This window comes from Arthrobacter sp. Ha26 (assembly GCF_059091705.1).
In genome coordinates this window covers 404298-420936 of the sequence record NZ_JBNHGX010000004.1, presented here as the reverse complement: position 1 = coordinate 420936, position 16639 = coordinate 404298, and the positions used below count along the sequence as shown (strand labels likewise).

The following is a 16639-nucleotide window of genomic DNA, read 5'->3' as shown; positions in this document are numbered from 1 at the left end:
AACCACGGGGTGGCGGCACAGCAAATTCAACCAATTTTTATAAAAAATCGGTATCAACAAACTTGGCACACTATTGAGTTCTCAAACAACAGACACATTCGAATATTCCCGGAACAATTCATTTACTGAATTCGCATTCCGTATTTCTTCGCTGCGATGTTTCAATCTTATTTCATCCATTTTCACTTTGCAAATCCGGTTCTTTACCCGGAATTCACTCAGTGGAAGGAATCCGCCCAGCAAAAAACGAAGCATTTTCTTCAATCCGCGCTTTGCGCGGCCAAGAATTGCTTCTTATTTGTTGGGGGTTTGCCGCCACTCGGCGGTGACGACTCAGAAAACAATACACGCCCCTCCGCGGGCGTGCAAATCGCCTGCGGAGGAGCGTGCAAAGTGTGTCTCTATGGGTTAAGGAACCAGGACTTCCACCGTGGCGAGGTTCTTCTTGCCCCTGCGCAGGAGCAGGTATTGGCCATGAAGGAGCTCTGACTCAGAAATCACTGCTTCCGGATCCAGCACCTTTTCGTTGTTCACGTAGGCGCCGCCCTCCCCGACAGTGCGTCGGGCCGCGGACTTGCTTTCGGAGAGGCCGGAGGCAACCAGCAGGTCAACGATTCCCAGTGCGTCCACCTGGACCGTGGTGGAGGGCAGTTCGGAGGTAGCGGCCTGCAGCGTGGATTTGTCCAGCGCGGCCAGATCGCCGTTGCCGAAGAGCGCAGCCGAAGCGGCGATGACCTTTTCGGTGGCCTCCACGCCATGCACCAGGGAGGTGACTTCGAAGGCAAGCTTGCGCTGGCCTTCACGCGCGAAGGGGCGCTCGGCCACTGCGATTGAAATTTCCTCGATCTCGGCCCGGGTGAGGAAGGTGAACACCTTCAGCCGGTCCACAACGTCAGCATCTGCAGTGTTGAGCCAGAACTGGTAGAAGGCGTACGGGCTGCACATGCCGGCGTCGAGCCAGATGGCGTTGCCCTCACTCTTGCCGAACTTGGTGCCGTCCGAGTTGGTGATCAAGGGGGTTCCCAGGGCGTGGACACTCTTGCCCTCCACCTTGCGGATCAGTTCGGTTCCGCTGGTGAGGTTGCCCCACTGGTCCGAGCCGCCGGTCTGCAGCGCGCAGCCGTAGTCGCGGTACAGCTGGAGGTAGTCCATCCCCTGGAGGATCTGGTAGCTGAACTCGGTGTAGCTGATCCCCTCGTCAGAGTTCAGCCGCGAAGCCACCGCGTCCTTGCGCAGCATGGTGCCCACGCGGAAGTGCTTTCCCACTTCACGCAGGAAGTCGATGGCGCTCAGCGGGGCGGTCCAGTCGAGGTTGTTTACCATTCGGGCGGCATTGTCGCCCTCGAAGCTGAGGAACCGGCTGACCTGCGCCTGGAGGTAGCCCACCCATTCGGCCACCGTGTCCTTGGTGTTCAGCGTGCGCTCAGCGGTGGGCCGGGGGTCGCCGATCAGGCCAGTGGAACCACCCACCAGCCCGAGGGGCTTGTGGCCTGCCAGCTGCAGCCGCCGCATCACGAGCAGCTGGACCAGGTTGCCCAAGTGGAGGCTAGGTGCGGTGGGATCGAAGCCGCAATAGTACGTGACCGGCCCACCGGCGAGGAGCTTTTCCAGCTCTGCTTCATCGGTGGAGACGTGGACCAGTCCACGCCACTTCAGTTCCTGCCAGATGTTGGCAAAAGTGGGGTCGTTCTGTTGCGATTCGAGACTGTTGATTTCCGGCACGCCTTCTAAGTTAGCAGCATTACCGGGAGCCGGCGCCGGGCGAAAGGCACCGGCGCCGGCAGGACGGAACAGGAAACAGTCAGCGCTTGATGCCGGCCGGCACAGGCTGGGCCGCTATGAGCCGCAGCCGCTGGGTGGCGCGGGTCATGGCAACGTACAGGTCCCCCACCTTGCCGTGCTCGTGGTTCAGCATCGTGGCGGGTTCCAGCACCACCACGCCGTCGAACTCCAGGCCTTTGGCTTCCCGCGGGCTGATCACCACGATGTCCTGCTCATAGCTGCCGGCGCCGGTGCCGACGCGCCGGCCATAGGCGGCGCGCAGGGCCGCCGTTGCCTCCGGCAAAAGGTGACCGTCGGCGATGACGGCCAGCAGGCCGCCGTCGAGCGCTTCCAGTTCTTCCGGCAGCACCTCCAGCAGACGGCTGACCACCTGGCCGGCCTCCACTTCGTCGATGATGGGTGACCATCGCCCTTCCCGCACGGCCTTGGGCGCGGAAACTACCAGCCCGGCGGCGTTGGCCATCCGCACAGCAGCCTCAGCGATCTGGGATGGCGTGCGGTAGTTGACGGTCAGCTCCTCCAGCTGCCAGCGGTCCCCGAACATCGGAGCGAGCGCGCCCTGCCACGAATTCGCGCCGGCCACGGAACTTGTCTGCGCAATATCCCCCACAATGGTGAAAGACTTCAGCGGGCACCGGCGGACCAGCAGGCGCCACTGCATGGGCGAAAGCTCCTGCGCCTCGTCAACCACAATGTGGCCAAAAGCCCAGGTGCGGTCGCTCGTAGCGCGCTCGGCAGCCGTGAGCCGGGCTTCCTGTTCCTGGTTCTGCTCGGCCAGTTCCTCCGCGGACATCAGGGGGTCCACGCCGGCGGCCTCCATGTTGACCAGCGTCTGCTTGGCGTTGGCGAGATCGCGGGCGCGGTCGTGCTCCTGCTGCGCCAGCCCCCGGCCGGCTGCAGGGTCCAGCTCGCCCAGCAGCTCTGCGGCCTCATCCAGCAACGGGACGTCGGACTCTGTCCAAGGGGCGTCGGCCGGGCGCAGCAGCAGTGCCCGCTCAGCCGGGCTCATATCCGGGGTACAGAATTCGAGCACCGCCGGCTTGCTGAACAGCTCCGAGATCAGCTTCTCGGGCGTCATGGGCATCCAGCACAGGTTGAGGGCAATCCGCACGTCACGGGCGGTACGGACGTCCTCAGCCAGGTAGGAGCGGTCTGCGTTGTTGCCGATGTTGCCGGCTTCCACCAGATCGGTCATCTGTTCGGTCAGTTCGCGCAGCAGGATCTTCACGAACGTCACGCGGGCCTCGTTGTGGGGCTTGCCTGTGGAGCGGGCACGTTCGCGGGCGCGGCGGACCTGGCGCGGCGTCAGCACCAGCTTGCGGCCGTCCACTTCCAGGATCCGGTTCTCCGCAGGAATGCGCTGGCGGTTGGCCACGGCGTTGGCCACCACTGTTGCCATGTCCAGGCGGCCTTTGATCGCGGCGACATCGGCATCAGGCTCAGGAATGGCATGGATGCCGGGCATGAGGCGGCCCAGGCTGGCCATCACTACGCCGGTCTCGCCCAGCGAGGGCAACACCCTTTCGATGTACTTCATGAACGACGACGACGGGCCCACCAGCAGCACGCCGGCGGACTTCAGGCGGTCGCGGTGGGTGTACAGCAGGTAGGCGGCGCGGTGCAGTGCAACTGCGGTTTTGCCCGTGCCGGGTCCGCCCTGCACCACGACGGCGCCGGAGATGGAGGACCGGATGATACGGTCCTGCTCTGACTGGATGGTGCTGACGATGTCCGACATCCGGCCGGTGCGCTTTGAGTTCAGGGCCGCGAGCAGTGCGCCTTCACCCTGCAGGGACTCGTCGTCGGTCAGCATATCGGCGTCCAGGACATCATCCTCGATGGCTTTGACTTCGCGGCCCTGCAGGATCAGGTGGCGGCGCCGGCGGACACCCTGCCGGTCAAAGGCGGTGGCCTGGTAGAAGTGGCCGGCTTCGGGCGCGCGCCAGTCCACCATGAGGCGCTGCAGGTCCTCGGTGGTGAGGCCGATGCGGCCGATGTACTGCGCTTCACCGGAGTCCAGGTCCAGGCGGCCAAAAACCAGCCGGTCATCCACAGCATCCAGCTGCGCAAGGCGGTCTTCATACAAAGCCGCGAAAGCGTCACGCTCGGAAACGTTCTGCATGGTGCCCACAGCCCCTGCCCGCCGGACCTGCGCAAGCTGCTTGCGCTTTTCCTCGCGGAGCTCCTCCAGCCGGGCATACAGGCCGGCAACATAGTCCCGTTCGTGGGCCAAATCGGCGTCGAGCATTAACGTTCCCCTATCGCAAAAGACAGACCGTCCATTCTACAACCATTTCCGTTACTGCTGGCGAAACCTGTCCGGCCTGGGTTTCGCCGGCTTGTACTTGGAAACCGTGGGATCGCCGCTGATCCAGAACCTCCAGGCATACTCCTCCGAACCGCCGGCGCCCGAGACCCCCACCCGCGGCCCTGAGCTGACGTGGTCAACCGGACGCTCCGGGAGCGTGAGCCCGAACGGGGGCGCCAGCGCGTCACGGCCGGTGTAGGCGGTGGTCAGGCCCAGGGCCTTGGCGAGCCGGGCAGGTCCGCTGGCCAGGTCGGCAGGACTTTTCGAGGTGGTTCGGCGGTGCCGGGCAAGCTCAACCCCTTCCACAATCTCCCCCGCGCGCAGCAGCAGGGCGGAGGCCACCCCCTCCCGCCCGCACACAATGTTGGTGCAGTGGTGCATCCCATAGGTGAAGTAGACGTACAGGTGCCCGGCCGGGCCAAACATTGGTGCATTCCGCGGGGTGGGACCGCGGTAGGTATGTGAACCGGGATCGGGATGCAGGGAATCCTCCGGGCCCAGATACGCCTCCACCTCTGTGAGACGGACGGATACCCGCCCTTCCCTGGAATCGTGGCTTAGGACAGCGGCCAGCAGCATCGGGGCCAGCTCGCGGGCATCGCCGGACAGGAATTCCCGCAACCGCTCGCCGTCGGACGAAGGACTTCTGCTCATGGCCAGACTCTATCCAAAACCTGATGCAATGCCCGGAACAACGAACAAAACAGGCACCACGGCCATGTCCGATTCCCGCTAGCTCCTGTCCGGCCCTGCTGGCAGGATGGAGGAATGGACTTCTGGCAGCGTTACCGGGCAATTGATGCCCGTGACCCGCGGTTTGACGGGCAGTTCTTCACTGCCGTCCGGACCACGGGCATCTACTGCCGCCCGTCCTGTCCGGCGAGGACACCCAAAGTCGCGAATGTCACCTTCTACGAGACCTCCGCAGCAGCCCACGACGCCGGCTACCGGGCCTGCAAGCGCTGCCTTCCCGAGGCGGTTCCCGGTACCCCCGCCTGGAATGTCCGCCAGGACGTAGCCGGGCGTGCCATGCGCCTGATCAACGACGGCGTGGTGAACCGGGACGGCGTTGACGGACTGGCCGCCCGCCTTGGCTATTCCTCGCGGCAGCTGAACCGCATCCTCAGCCAGGAACTTGGCGCCGGTCCCCTGTCGCTCGCCCGCGCCGGCCGGGCACAGACGGCCCGCACCCTGCTTGTCTCCACGTCCATGAAGCTCGCCGACGTGGCTTTTGCGGCCGGTTTCAGCAGTGTGCGGCAGTTCAACGACACCATGGTGGAGGTCTTCGACCTGACGCCCACCGCCATTCGTGCCGCGCGGCACCCAAAAGCTGCCGGTGGCTCCACTGCCCTGACCCTCAGCCTCCCCTACCGCGAGCCTTTCCACTCCGGCATCTTCACCTTCCTGGCCGTACGTGCCATCCCCGGCATCGAGGCAGGCACGGCAACCTCCTACGCGCGGACCCTGCGGCTCCCGCAGGGCGACGCGCGCTTTCGGATTGAGTACGACGCCGGCGCCCCGGGACGGCCGCTCACCCTCACCATCGGCGCGGTGGACCTGCGGGACCTGCCGGCACTGCTGAGCCGCGTCCGGCGGCTGTTCGATCTGGATGCAGACCCGGTGGCGATCGACAGCGCCTTGGCCGCCGACCGCCGCCTGGCTGCTTCGGTAGCCGCAGCTCCGGGAATCCGGATGCCCGGAGCCCTGGACCCTGCCGAAATGCTGGTCCGGGCCATGATCGGACAGCAGATCACCGTGGCCGCGGCGCGCACGGCACTCACCCGGCTCGCCGCCGTCGGACGTCCCAGCCAAAGCCCCGGCGAAGGCCTGGACCGCATGTTTCCCACACCGGCCGAGATCGCGGCCGACGGCTACGCCCTCCTTCGGGGGCCGAGGAGGCGCGCAGAGGCCCTCCGCGCCGCCGCCTCCGCACTGGCTGAAGGCAGGTTGGACTTCGGCTACGGCGATGACCTGGCCAGCCTAAGCGCGAAGCTGCTGCCGCTGCCAGGGGTGGGACCATGGACGGTGGGCTACCTCGCCATGCGGGTCCTCGGGGCCCCGGATGTGTTCCTGGCCAATGACGCGGCGGTGCGGAACGGGGTCAGGGCGCTTGGCGGGCAGGGGGATCCGGAGCCACAGGGCGGTACCTCCAGCCCAGAATTCCGCGAGGTCAGTCCATGGCGCTCGTACGCCACGATGCATTTGTGGCGGGCAGCAGCCCAGCCCCCGGCGGCCCGCCGCAGCGGTACAACGACGCGTGCCGGTGCGGGCACCGGAACAGCAGAGAAAGCGAAACGATGAAGGCCCAGTTGCTCCAGATGTCCACTCCGGACGGACCGTTCACCATCCTCGCGCAGGACGGCGTTGTCCTTTCGAGCGGGTGGACCGACAAGCCCGGCGACGTGACCGGGCAGATCCATCCGTCCCTGCGGCCGGCGACTTTTGAGCTGGTGACGGACCTCGGCACCATCTCCGCAGCCGTGGAGGCGTTCTACGGGGGAGATCCCGGGCCGGCAATGCGTGTGCCTGTGCTGCAGAAGTCGGGGCCGTTCCGTACCCACGCCTGGGACGTCCTGCGGCTGGTCCAGCCGGGCTCTCCGGTCACCTACAGCGAGTACGCCGGGCTAACCGGCAATCCCAAAGCCGTCCGGGCCGCGGCCAGCGCCTGCGCCTTTAATGCAGCCGCCCTGTTCGTTCCCTGCCACCGGGTCATCCGGACCGACGGCTCACTGGGCGGCTTCCGCTGGGGGCTGCCCATCAAGCAGAGCCTGCTGGCCCGCGAAGCTGCCTGATTGTCCCGGTTGCCCTATCACTTTTGGTCCCTAAACCAGGGTTTTGGGGACCAATAGTGATAGAGCAACCATAGACCGGCCCTTCTATTTTGGCGCCGGAGTTCCCGCGGGCCACGGCAACAGGACCGGCAGGTCCACGCCGTCAGCGGCTGCGGACGCGCGCAGGCTGCCCAGTGTGGGTTCGCGGCCGGCCAACCAGGCGGCGATGTCCGTGATCATTCCGCTGATCACGATGGAACGGTTGCCGCTGCCGATGCTCACCGGGGGAAGGCCGAGTGGCTGCAGCACCAGTTTGTCCTCCGGCTGTACGCGGGCTGCGAGGAAGTCAAACAGGTGCTCGCAGAACAACCGGCTCCAGGTTTCCGGTCCCCGGCCGGTCAACAGGTCGGCGTTGTGGATGACGAGTTCCCGCCACAAGGCGAGGCCGCCATCCACGACCACTCCCCCGCGGTAACTGATGGGTGCGTACCAGCCGGTGCGGTTTGCCGAAGAATCCTTGACGCCGGGCAATACGTCGAAGGTCCGCAGCACCCGGTCCAGGGCTGCCGTGAGCTCGGCACGGTGGGTGGCGGCATCGTGGCCGGCGGCCATCCCGATGGCCCTGTTCCGCCCGTCCATGCCGCCGTCGTACAGCTCTATGGTCCCGCCGTGCGCCGCGTACTCCAACTGCCGGGCCATGGCGTTGGAGATCCCGGTCAGGTGCGCCAGGACATGGCCGCGGGTCCAGCCGGGAAGCGCAGAGGGGGCCTTGATGTCCTCATCGCCGAGCTTGGCAGCATCGGAGGCAACGGCGTCGGCCGCCTGGTGGATTCCGGCAAGCAGGACGTCGGGTGCGGGAGCTGTCATGGCGCTCATCCTAGCCGGGAAGAACACCGTCCGGGCCGAAGCGGTGTCGAATGCTCATGGGACCAGCCTAAACGGCGAGGTTTCGACAGGCTCAACCAGCGGTGGGTGGGCCGCTCCCCACCCGCCCCTGCCCGAGCTTGGGGGTCAGGGGGCGGGTGGGGAGCGAAACCCTCAGTTACTGCGCGTACTCCCGCACGCCGGCGAGCTCGGCTTCCAGCGCAACCAGCTGGCGTTCGACGGCGGCCGGTGCCGTTCCGCCCTGCGAGTTGCGGCTGTTAAGCGACCCCTCCGTGGACAGGACCGTGCGGACCTCCGGCGTGAGGTGCTCCGAGATGGCGGCGTATTCCGCATCCGTCAGGTCCCACAGCTCCACGCCGCGGGACTCCGCCTGCTTGACGGCCGCGCCGGACAGCTCGTGCGCCTCGCGAAACGGGACGCCCTGGCGGACCAGCCATTCGGCGATGTCGGTGGCCAGCGCGAAGCCCTGCGGTGCCAGCGACTCCATCCGTTCCCTGTTGAAGGTCAAGGTGGCGATCATTCCGGACACAGCCGGGAGCAGCAGCTCCAGGGTGTCCGCGGCGTCGAATACCGGTTCCTTGTCCTCCTGCAGGTCGCGGTTGTACGCCAGCGGCAGGCCCTTGAGCGTGGCCAGGAGCCCCGTGAGGTTGCCGATCAGCCGGCCCGCCTTGCCGCGGGCCAGCTCCGCCACATCAGGGTTTTTCTTCTGCGGCATGATGGAGGATCCCGTTGAGTAGGAATCGTGCAGCGTCACAAAGGAGAATTCCTTGGTGGCCCACAGGATGACTTCCTCCGAGATCCGGGAGAGGTCCACACCGATCATCGAGCAGACCCAGGCAAACTCGGCGAAGACATCGCGGGAGGCGGTGCCGTCGATCGAGTTGTGGGAGGCCGAGTAGAACCCGAGGTCCGCGGCCACCGCTTCGGGATCCAGTCCCAGGGAGGAGCCTGCCAGGGCCCCTGACCCGTAGGGCGAGACGCCGGCGCGCTTGTCCCAGTCCTGGAGCCGCTGCACGTCGCGCAGCAGTGCCCAGGCGTGGGCCAGCAGGTGGTGGCTGAGCAAAACCGGCTGGGCGTGCTGCAGGTGGGTCCGGCCCGGCATGGCCACGCCCTGGTGGGCCTTGGCCTGTTCAACCAGCGCGTCCACGGTGGCCAGCACGCCGCGGGCGATGATCCGGGCATGGTCGCGCAGGAACATGCGGCCCAGCGTGGCCACCTGGTCGTTGCGGGAACGGCCAGCGCGGAGCTTGCCGCCCAGCTGGGGTCCGGCACGCTCGATCAGGCCACGCTCCAGTGAGCCGTGCACGTCCTCGTCGGATTCCGCGGGCAGGTAGGCGCCGGAGGCAACGTCCTCATCCAGGCGGGTGAGGGCGTCGAGCATGCCGTCGAGCTCGGCGTCGTCCAGCAGGCCGGCTTTGTGCAGCACGCGGGCGTGTGCCTTGGAACCGGCGATGTCGTAGCGGGCCAGCCGCCAGTCGAAGTGCGTGGACTTGCTCAACGCTGCCAGGGCATCGGCGGGGCCGCCGGCGAACCGGCCGCCCCACAGCGCGCCTGCGTTAGTAGCTTCTGTCTTGGGCTCAGCCACGCGGGCTACTTTCCCGCGACCCGGATGTCGCGGCCGGAGGCCACCTTGGCGGACATGCCCCAGAGCTCGATGAAGCCGCGGGCCATGGACTGATCGAACGTGTCGCCGGTGTCGTACGTGGCGAGGTCGAAGTCGTAGAGGGAGGTGTCGGAGCGGCGGCCGTTGACGATGGCCTGGCCACCGTGGAGCACCATGCGGATGTCGCCGGAGACGTACTTCTGGGTGTCCTCGATGAAGGCGTCCAGGGAGCGCTTGAGCGGCGAGAACCACTGACCGTCGTAGACCAGCTCGGCCCAGCGCTGGCCAACGGTGGCCTTGAAGCGGGCCTGCTCGCGCTCGATGGTGATGTCCTCAAGGTGCTTGTGGGCGGTGATCAGCGCCATGGCACCCGGAGCTTCGTAGATTTCGCGGGACTTGATGCCCACCAGGCGGTCCTCGACGACGTCGATCCGGCCTACGCCCTGGGCGCCGGCGCGGCGGTTGAGTTCCTTGATGGCCTGCAGCGGGGTGACCTTCACGCCGTCGATGGCTACCGGGATACCCGCTTCGAAGGAGATGGTGACCTCGTCGGGTGCCGGCGGGAACTCCGGGGTGGCGGTGTAGTCGTAGATGTCCTTGGTGGGGGCGTTCCAGATGTCCTCAAGGTAGCCGGTTTCCACGGCGCGGCCCCAGACGTTCTGGTCGATCGAGTACGGGTTCTTTTTGGTGGTCTCGATGGGGAGGCCTTTTTCCTCGGCGAAGGCGATGGCCTTGTCGCGGGTGAGGGCGAGGTCGCGGACGGGCGCGATGCACTTCAGGTCCGGCCCGAGGGTCTGGATGCCGACTTCAAAGCGGACCTGGTCGTTGCCCTTGCCCGTGCAGCCGTGGGCCACAGTGGTGGCGCCGAATTCGCGGGCTGCCTTGACCAGGTGCTTGACGATGACCGGGCGTGAGATGGCGGACACCAGCGGGTAGTGGCCCTGGTAGAGGGCGTTGGCCTTCAGTGTGGGCATGGCGTATTCGTTGGCGAACTCGTCCGAGGCGTCGGCCACGTAGGCTTCGACGGCGCCGCAGCCCAGGGCACGCTGGCGGATGGTTTCCAGGGACTCGCCGCCCTGTCCGACGTCGACAGCCACGGCGATGACCTCGGCGCCGGTGGCTTCACCGATCCAGCCGATGGCTACGGAAGTATCAAGGCCACCGGAGTAGGCCAGAACAATACGTTCAGTCACGACAAATGCTCCTTATTGGGGATTGTTGGTTGTTGTCTTCAAGCTTATTGCCCGGCTTCTTCAGCCAGTTGCAGGAACCGGACGGCGAGGTCCTGGCCGCCGTTCGGGTCGCGGGAAACCAGCAGCACGGTATCGTCCCCGGCGATGGTCCCCAGGATGGACGGCATCACCGAGTGGTCAATGGCAAGGGCCAGGAAGTTCGCTGCCCCCGGCGGGGTGCGGAGCACGGCGATGTTCGCCGAGGCTTCCGCGGTGACCAGGAGTTCGCTGCACAGCCGGGCCAGCCGGGCGTCCAGGATTTCCTGGCTGACCCCGCTCTTGGCGGCCCGTTCTCCCCCTTCGCCGGGGACGGCGTACACCAGTACCCCTTCCTTGCCGCGGACCCGGACTGCGCCGAGTTCCACCAGGTCGCGGGACAGCGTGGCCTGGGTGACCTGGACGCCGTCGTCCGCCAGAAGGGCGGCCAGTTCGGCCTGGGACCGCACTGATTCACCCGTCAGGATGGCGGCGATGCGCGCCTGCCTGGCGGTTTTGGTCGCCGGGCTGGAGCCCGGCGACGCCGGTTGGGCTGACACTAGAACGTGCTCTCCCCGGTGCCTTCAACGGGAGAAAGGCCCTCGACGAACGCGAGGCCGGAGCGGTGCATCAGCCAGGCCATCAAGGCTTTTTGGGCGTGAAGACGGTTTTCGGCTTCGTCCCACACGATGGACTGCGGCCCGTCGATGACGTCGGCCGAGATTTCGTAGCCTCGGTAGGCGGGCAGGCAGTGAAGGACGACGGCGTCTTCCGCGGCGAGTGCCATGGCGTCCGAATCCACGGAGTAGTCACGGAACAGCTGCAGCCGGGCTTCCTTTTCGGCTTCCTGGCCCATGGACACCCAGGTGTCCGTGGCCACGACGTCGGCTCCCTTCAGGGCTTCCTTGGCGTCGGAGGTAATGAGCACGGACCCGCCGGTTTCAGCAGCACGCTCATTCGCCGCCGCGACGATCTCCGCGGCCGGAAGGTAGCCGTCGGGACCTGCAATGCGGACGTGCATGCCGGCCGTGACGCCGGCCAGCAGGTAGGAGTTTGCCATGTTGTTGGCGGCGTCCCCCAGGTAGCTCATGGTGAGGCCCTTGAGTTCGCCCTTGTGCTCCTTCACGGCCAGCAGGTCGGCGAGCAGCTGGCAGGGGTGGTAATCGTCGCAGAGGGCGTTGATGACCGGCACCCTGGAGTTTTCCGCCATGGCCACCAGGCCGGCGTGCGGACCGGTCCGCCAGACGATGGTGGACACCATCCGCTCCAGCACCCTGGCGGTGTCCTCAACGGATTCCTTGTGGCCGATCTGCGCCTCGCCCGGATTGATGATCAGGGCGTTGCCGCCCATGTCCGCAATTCCGGTGGCAAAGGACACTCGGGTCCGGGTGGAGGTCTTGTCGAAGATGACGGCAACGGTCTTGCGTCCGCTGCCTCCGGCGGCGAAGGGCTGGACACTGTACGGGTCCGCCTTCATGCGGAGGGCGAGGTCCAGGACTTCGGCCTGCTCGGCCGGGCTGAGGTCCGTGTCCTTGAGGAAGTGCCGGGTGGTGCCGGTGGCTGACGTCACTGGGTGTCCTTAGCTGCTTGGAGGATTGCCGGGAAAGCGGCGAGGAAGGAATCTGCCTGTGCTGCGGTGAGGATCAGCGGCGGCGCCAGGCGGATGGTTCGGGGCCCGGGGCTGTTGACGATGAAGCCGGCGTCCAGGCCTGCCTGCACCACCGCCGGGGCCACGTCCGCGTCCAGGTCAAAGCCGATGAGCAGGCCTTCTCCCCGGACATCGGTGACGCCGGGGATGGCTACCAATGCGGAGCGCAGGTGCTCCCCCACCGCTGCCGCGTTGGCGAGCACGTCCTGGCTTTCGATGGCATGCAGGGTGGCCAGGGCGGCGGCGGTTGCCACCGGGTTACCGCCGAAGGTGGTGCCGTGCTGGCCCGCGGTCAACAACGACGACGTTTCACCGCCGAAGGTGATCAGCGCACCGATCGGGAATCCACCGCCCAGGCCCTTGGCCAAGGTCACGGCGTCCGGCATGATCCCGGCATCCTCGCTCGCCAGCCACTTACCGGTCCGGCCAATGCCGGTCTGCACCTCATCCAGGATCAGGAGCACACCGGCCCGGGCAGTCAGCTCCCGGGCAGCCCGGAGATATCCCGGGGGCAGGGGACGTACCCCTGCCTCGCCCTGGATGGGTTCCAGGAAAACGGCGGCCACGGTTTCATCCACGGCGGCCTTCAGTGCCTCGACATCCCCGAACGGGATGTGCACCACTCCGCCGGGCAGCGGCTCGAACGGCGCCCGGTAGGCCTCTTTTGCCGTCAGCGCCAAGGCGCCCATCGTCCGGCCGTGGAAGGCACCTTCGAGGGCGATGATTTTGGTCCGCTTGGTCTCCCCGCCGCCCGTGTTGCGGCGGGCCAGCTTGAAGGCGGCCTCGTTGGCCTCGGTTCCCGAGTTGGTGAAGAAAACCTTCGATCCGGCCGGGGCATTGCTGAGGGCCAGGAGCTTCTCCGCCAGTGCGATCTGCGTGGGGCTCGTGAAGAAATTGGACACGTGGCCCAGCGTGGAAAGCTGGCTGGAGATGACCGAGGTGACGAACGGGTTGGCGTGGCCCAGCGCGTTAACGGCGATCCCGCCGAGCAGGTCCAGGTACTCCTTGCCGTCTGCGTCCCAGACAAGGCAGCCGGCGCCGCGCACCAGGACGCGCTGCGGTGTGCCGAACACGCCCATCAGCGAAGTGGAGTAGCGGGCCAGCCACTCCGAGCCAGCGTGGCCGGTCGTCTCCACAAGCTCGGTCACCGGGGACTTTTCCATCGTGTTCATCCGTTGATCTCCTCGTCCGGGACGACTTGAGTACCTATTCCCGCCGTCGTAAATGTCTCAAGAAGCATGGAGTGGGGCAGGCGCCCGTCCACAATATGCGCACGTTCCACTCCCTCATCTATGGCCTTGAGGCAGGCTGCCATTTTGGGGATCATTCCGGATTCGAGCCTGGGCAGCATGTCCCGGAGCTCCGAGGCGGTGAGTGAGGAGATCAGAGAGGACTTGTCCGGCCAGTTGGCGTAGAGGCCCTCGACGTCGGTCAGGATGACCAGCTTGGAGGCGCCCAGCGCCGACGCCACGGCGGCCGCCGCGGTATCAGCATTGACGTTGAGGACCTGGCCGGTGGGCTGGAAGCGGGCAGTGCCGGCCACGCCGTCTCCGCCGTCCACGATCTCCGGGGCAACGGTGGAGATCACCGGGATGCGGCCGGCCTCAAGGATGTCCACAATGCCTGCCGGGTCGACGCCGACTACCTCGCCTACCAGCCCGAGGTCCACTTCTTCGCCGTCCACCACAGTCCCTGTCCGGACAGCGCGGAGCAGTCCGCCGTCTTCGCCGGACATGCCCACGGCATAGGGGCCGTGGGAATTGATCAGTCCCACCAGTTCGCGCCCCACCTGGCCGGTGAGGACCATCCGGACCACGTCCATCGCCTCGGGTGTGGTGACGCGAAGCCCGCCCTTGAACTCGGACTCAATGCCCAGCCGGCCCAGCATCGAGTTGATCTGGGGCCCGCCGCCGTGGACAACCACCGGGTGGATGCCCACGTGGTGGAGGAACACGATGTCCTCGGCAAAGGCCCGGCGAAGATCGTCGTTGACCATGGCGTTGCCGCCGTACTTGACCACCATGATGGTGCCGGCGAACCGCTGGATCCAGGGCAGGGCTTCGATCAGGGTTGCTGCCTTGTCCTGGGCATCAGACATGCTGGTGGTTTCACGCGTCTGGGTGTTCATGCTGTCACTTTCCGCAAGGGTTCCTGCCGGGGCCCGGGGATCCTAGCTGGAGTAGGCGCTGTTCTCGTGCACGTAGTCGTGGGTGAGGTCGTTGGTCCAGATGGTGGCCTCGGCGTCGCCGGCCTGCAGGTCGATTTCCACCAGGACTTCACGCGGCTCCAGGTCCACGAGGGCCCGGTCTTCGCCAATGCTGCCGTTGCGGCAGATCTGGATTCCGTTCATGGCCACGTTGAGCTGGTCCGGCTCGAAGACGGCGTCGGTGGTGCCCACGGCTGAAAGCACCCGGCCCCAGTTGGGATCCTTACCGAATATGGCGGCTTTGAAGAGGTTGGACCGGGCCACGGACCGGCTGACAGTTTCGGCATCGGCTTCGCTGGCAGCGTTGAAAGTACGGATGGCGATGTCGTGGCTGGCACCCTCGGCGTCGGCGATCAGTTTGCGGGCGAGCTCGGCGCACACCTGGGTGAGGCCGGCGCCAAAGTCCGCCGCGGACGGCACGGCTCCTGAGGCGCCCGACGCCAGCAACACCACAGTGTCGTTGGTGGACATGCAGCCATCAGAGTCAGCACGGTCAAAGGTGACGCGCGTGGCATCACGGAGAACGACGTCGAGCATCTCCGGCTCCACGGTGGCATCCGTGGTGAGGACCACCAGCATGGTGGCCAGCCCGGGTGCGAGCATCCCGGCGCCCTTGGCGATGCCGCCGATGCTGAATTCCTGCCCGCCCGCGTCGGTGCCGATGAACAGCGCCGCCTTCGGAACGGAGTCGGTGGTCATGATCGCATTGGCCGCGTCGGGTCCGCCGTCGTTGCTGAGGGCCGCGGCGGCGGCCTCAACACCGGGAAGGATCTTGTCCATAGGCAGCTGCTCGCCGATCAGTCCGGTGGAGCAGACAAAAACGTCCGTGGCCGAAACGCCCAGTACTTCGGCCACTTTTTCGGCAGTGCTGTGGGTGTTCTGGAAGCCGGTAGGCCCGGTGCAGGCATTGGCGCCGCCTGAGTTGAGGATGACGGCATCCACCCGGCCGTCAGAGACCACCTGGCGGGACCAGTGGACCGGGGCCGCAGCCACGCGGTTGCTGGTGAAGACGGCGGCAGCGGCCTTGCTGGGGCCGTCATTGACCACCAGGGCAAGGTCCGGCTTGCCGGACACTTTCAGTCCGGCGGTGACGCCGGCGGCGCGGAAGCCAAGGGGTGCGGTAACGGTCACGGGGCGACTCCCTGCAGGTTAAGGCCGGCGGTCTCCGCCAGGCCGAGTGCGATGTTCATGGACTGGACCGCGCCGCCGGCAGTCCCCTTGGTGAGGTTGTCGATGACGCAGGTAACGATCACCCGGCCGGTATGCGCATCGAACGCAAGCTGCATGGCTGCGTGGTTGGACCCCTGGACCGCCTTGGTGGCAGGCCACTGGCCCTCCGGCAGGACATGGACAAACGGTTCGTCGTCGTACGCGTCGGTCCACGCCTGGCGCAGCTGCTCAGCACTAATGCCGGGCTTGACCTTGGCGGTGGCCGTGGTGAGGATCCCCCGGCTCATGGGCGCAAGGGTCGGCGTGAAAGAGACCGTCACCTGCTCGCCTGCGGCGTTGGACAAGCCCTGTTCGATCTCGGGGGTGTGCCGGTGCCCGCCGCCCACGCCGTAGGGGCTCATGGAGCCCATCACTTCTGAACCGATCAGGTTTACTTTCGCTGCCTTGCCCGCGCCCGAGGTGCCGGAGGCGGAAACGATCACGACGTCGTCGGGCTGGAGGAGGTGGGCAGCGAACCCCGGCGTCAGGGCCAGCAGGGCCGACGTCGGATAGCAGCCCGGCACGGCAATGCGGCTGGCACCCTTGAGCGCTTCGCGCTGGCCCGGAAGTTCGGGCAGACCGTAAGGCCAGGTGCCCGCATGGGCGGAGCCGTAGAACTTCTCCCACGCCGCAGGATCTTCCAGCCGGTGGTCGGCCCCGGCATCGATGACCACTGTGCCTTCCGGAAGCTGGGCGGCGATTTCGGCGGAGGCGCCGTGCGGCAGGGCGAGGAAGACGACGTCGTGGCCGGAGAGGTTCTCCACCGTGGTGTCCTCCAGGATGCGGCTGGCCAATCCGTGCAGGTGGGGCTGCAGCTCGCCCAGGCGTGAACCGGCATTGCTGTGCGCTGTGATTGCTCCGATGGTCACATCCGGATGGCCCGCAAGGAGGCGGAGTACCTCACCGCCGGCGTAGCCGCTGGCGCCTGAGACTGCAACAGAAATAGTCATGGTTACCACCCTACAGTAAAACTATTCATTAGCCCCGATATTTATGCAGTCGGATGTTCCGGTCACGTC

General features: G+C 66.4%; 14 protein-coding genes. 2 read left to right on the top strand and 12 right to left on the bottom strand.

Annotation, left to right across the window (positions count from 1 at the left end):
• Positions 1-408 precede the first annotated feature (408 nt).
• The 3 genes from tyrS to AC5RVY_RS12640 all read right to left on the bottom strand — a co-directional run bounded on the left by tyrS (position 409) and on the right by AC5RVY_RS12640 (position 4744).
• On the bottom strand, positions 409-1722 hold the full coding sequence (tyrS, locus tag AC5RVY_RS12650) for a tyrosine--tRNA ligase (protein WP_493955045.1): 1314 nt from the start codon (positions 1720-1722) through the stop codon (positions 409-411).
• A gap of 79 nt (positions 1723-1801) precedes the next feature.
• On the bottom strand, positions 1802-4030 hold the full coding sequence (locus AC5RVY_RS12645; RefSeq protein ID WP_493955044.1) for a HelD family protein: 2229 nt from the start codon (positions 4028-4030) through the stop codon (positions 1802-1804).
• A gap of 51 nt (positions 4031-4081) precedes the next feature.
• Positions 4082-4744, bottom strand: coding sequence for a DNA-3-methyladenine glycosylase (locus tag AC5RVY_RS12640; RefSeq protein ID WP_493955043.1), 663 nt, complete (start codon positions 4742-4744; stop codon positions 4082-4084).
• Between the two features lie 114 nt (positions 4745-4858).
• On the opposite strand from AC5RVY_RS12640, the gene AC5RVY_RS12635 reads away from it, so the two are divergent.
• Both AC5RVY_RS12635 and AC5RVY_RS12630 read left to right on the top strand, forming a co-directional pair.
• The gene (locus tag AC5RVY_RS12635; RefSeq protein WP_493955042.1) at positions 4859-6391 is read left to right on the top strand and encodes an AlkA N-terminal domain-containing protein; all 1533 of its coding nucleotides are present in this window, start codon (positions 4859-4861) and stop codon (positions 6389-6391) included.
• Positions 6388-6882: a methylated-DNA--[protein]-cysteine S-methyltransferase gene (locus AC5RVY_RS12630; protein ID WP_493955041.1), complete on the top strand. Its 495-nt coding sequence runs from the start codon at positions 6388-6390 to the stop codon at positions 6880-6882. The genes AC5RVY_RS12635 and AC5RVY_RS12630 overlap by 4 nt, the downstream gene beginning before the upstream one ends.
• A gap of 84 nt (positions 6883-6966) precedes the next feature.
• Here the strand turns inward: AC5RVY_RS12630 and AC5RVY_RS12625 are convergent, their stop codons facing one another.
• The 9 genes from AC5RVY_RS12625 to argC form a co-directional block, all read right to left on the bottom strand.
• Positions 6967-7728, bottom strand: a complete 762-nt coding sequence (locus AC5RVY_RS12625) for a maleylpyruvate isomerase family mycothiol-dependent enzyme (protein WP_493955040.1) — start codon at positions 7726-7728, stop codon at positions 6967-6969.
• A 175-nt stretch (positions 7729-7903) separates the two neighbouring features.
• The gene (gene argH, locus AC5RVY_RS12620) at positions 7904-9331 is read right to left on the bottom strand and encodes an argininosuccinate lyase (RefSeq protein ID WP_493955039.1); all 1428 of its coding nucleotides are present in this window, start codon (positions 9329-9331) and stop codon (positions 7904-7906) included.
• A 5-nt stretch (positions 9332-9336) separates the two neighbouring features.
• A complete protein-coding gene (locus AC5RVY_RS12615) occupies positions 9337-10542 on the bottom strand; it encodes an argininosuccinate synthase (protein ID WP_493955038.1) in 1206 nt (401 codons plus the stop codon).
• A gap of 44 nt (positions 10543-10586) precedes the next feature.
• The gene (locus AC5RVY_RS12610) at positions 10587-11117 is read right to left on the bottom strand and encodes an arginine repressor (protein WP_493955037.1); all 531 of its coding nucleotides are present in this window, start codon (positions 11115-11117) and stop codon (positions 10587-10589) included.
• Complete coding sequence (gene argF, locus AC5RVY_RS12605; protein ID WP_493955036.1) at positions 11117-12127, bottom strand: ornithine carbamoyltransferase; 1011 nt, start codon at positions 12125-12127, stop codon at positions 11117-11119. The genes AC5RVY_RS12610 and argF overlap by 1 nt, the downstream gene beginning before the upstream one ends.
• Positions 12124-13377 carry an acetylornithine transaminase gene (locus AC5RVY_RS12600; protein ID WP_493955035.1) on the bottom strand — a complete coding sequence of 418 codons (1254 nt, stop codon included), beginning with the start codon at positions 13375-13377 and terminating at the stop codon, positions 12124-12126. Before AC5RVY_RS12600 ends, argF begins: the two co-directional genes overlap by 4 nt.
• Positions 13374-14333: an acetylglutamate kinase gene (gene argB, locus AC5RVY_RS12595; protein WP_493955034.1), complete on the bottom strand. Its 960-nt coding sequence runs from the start codon at positions 14331-14333 to the stop codon at positions 13374-13376. Before argB ends, AC5RVY_RS12600 begins: the two co-directional genes overlap by 4 nt.
• A gap of 42 nt (positions 14334-14375) precedes the next feature.
• Complete coding sequence (gene argJ, locus AC5RVY_RS12590) at positions 14376-15542, bottom strand: bifunctional glutamate N-acetyltransferase/amino-acid acetyltransferase ArgJ (RefSeq protein WP_493955033.1); 1167 nt, start codon at positions 15540-15542, stop codon at positions 14376-14378.
• The gene (gene argC / locus AC5RVY_RS12585) at positions 15539-16570 is read right to left on the bottom strand and encodes an N-acetyl-gamma-glutamyl-phosphate reductase (protein ID WP_493955032.1); all 1032 of its coding nucleotides are present in this window, start codon (positions 16568-16570) and stop codon (positions 15539-15541) included. Before argC ends, argJ begins: the two co-directional genes overlap by 4 nt.
• Positions 16571-16639 lie beyond the last annotated feature (69 nt).

Coding starts and splice junctions, on each gene's coding strand:
- AC5RVY_RS12645 (WP_493955044.1), bottom strand. CDS start 4,030: ATGCTCGACGCCGATTTGGCCCACGAACGGGACTATGTTGCCGGCCTG.
- AC5RVY_RS12640 (WP_493955043.1), bottom strand. CDS start 4,744: ATGAGCAGAAGTCCTTCGTCCGACGGCGAGCGGTTGCGGGAATTCCTG.
- AC5RVY_RS12635 (WP_493955042.1), top strand. CDS start 4,859: ATGGACTTCTGGCAGCGTTACCGGGCAATTGATGCCCGTGACCCGCGG.
- AC5RVY_RS12630 (WP_493955041.1), top strand. CDS start 6,388: ATGAAGGCCCAGTTGCTCCAGATGTCCACTCCGGACGGACCGTTCACC.
- AC5RVY_RS12625 (WP_493955040.1), bottom strand. CDS start 7,728: ATGACAGCTCCCGCACCCGACGTCCTGCTTGCCGGAATCCACCAGGCG.
- AC5RVY_RS12600 (WP_493955035.1), bottom strand. CDS start 13,377: ATGAACACGATGGAAAAGTCCCCGGTGACCGAGCTTGTGGAGACGACC.
- argB (WP_493955034.1), bottom strand. CDS start 14,333: ATGAACACCCAGACGCGTGAAACCACCAGCATGTCTGATGCCCAGGAC.
- argC (WP_493955032.1), bottom strand. CDS start 16,570: ATGACTATTTCTGTTGCAGTCTCAGGCGCCAGCGGCTACGCCGGCGGT.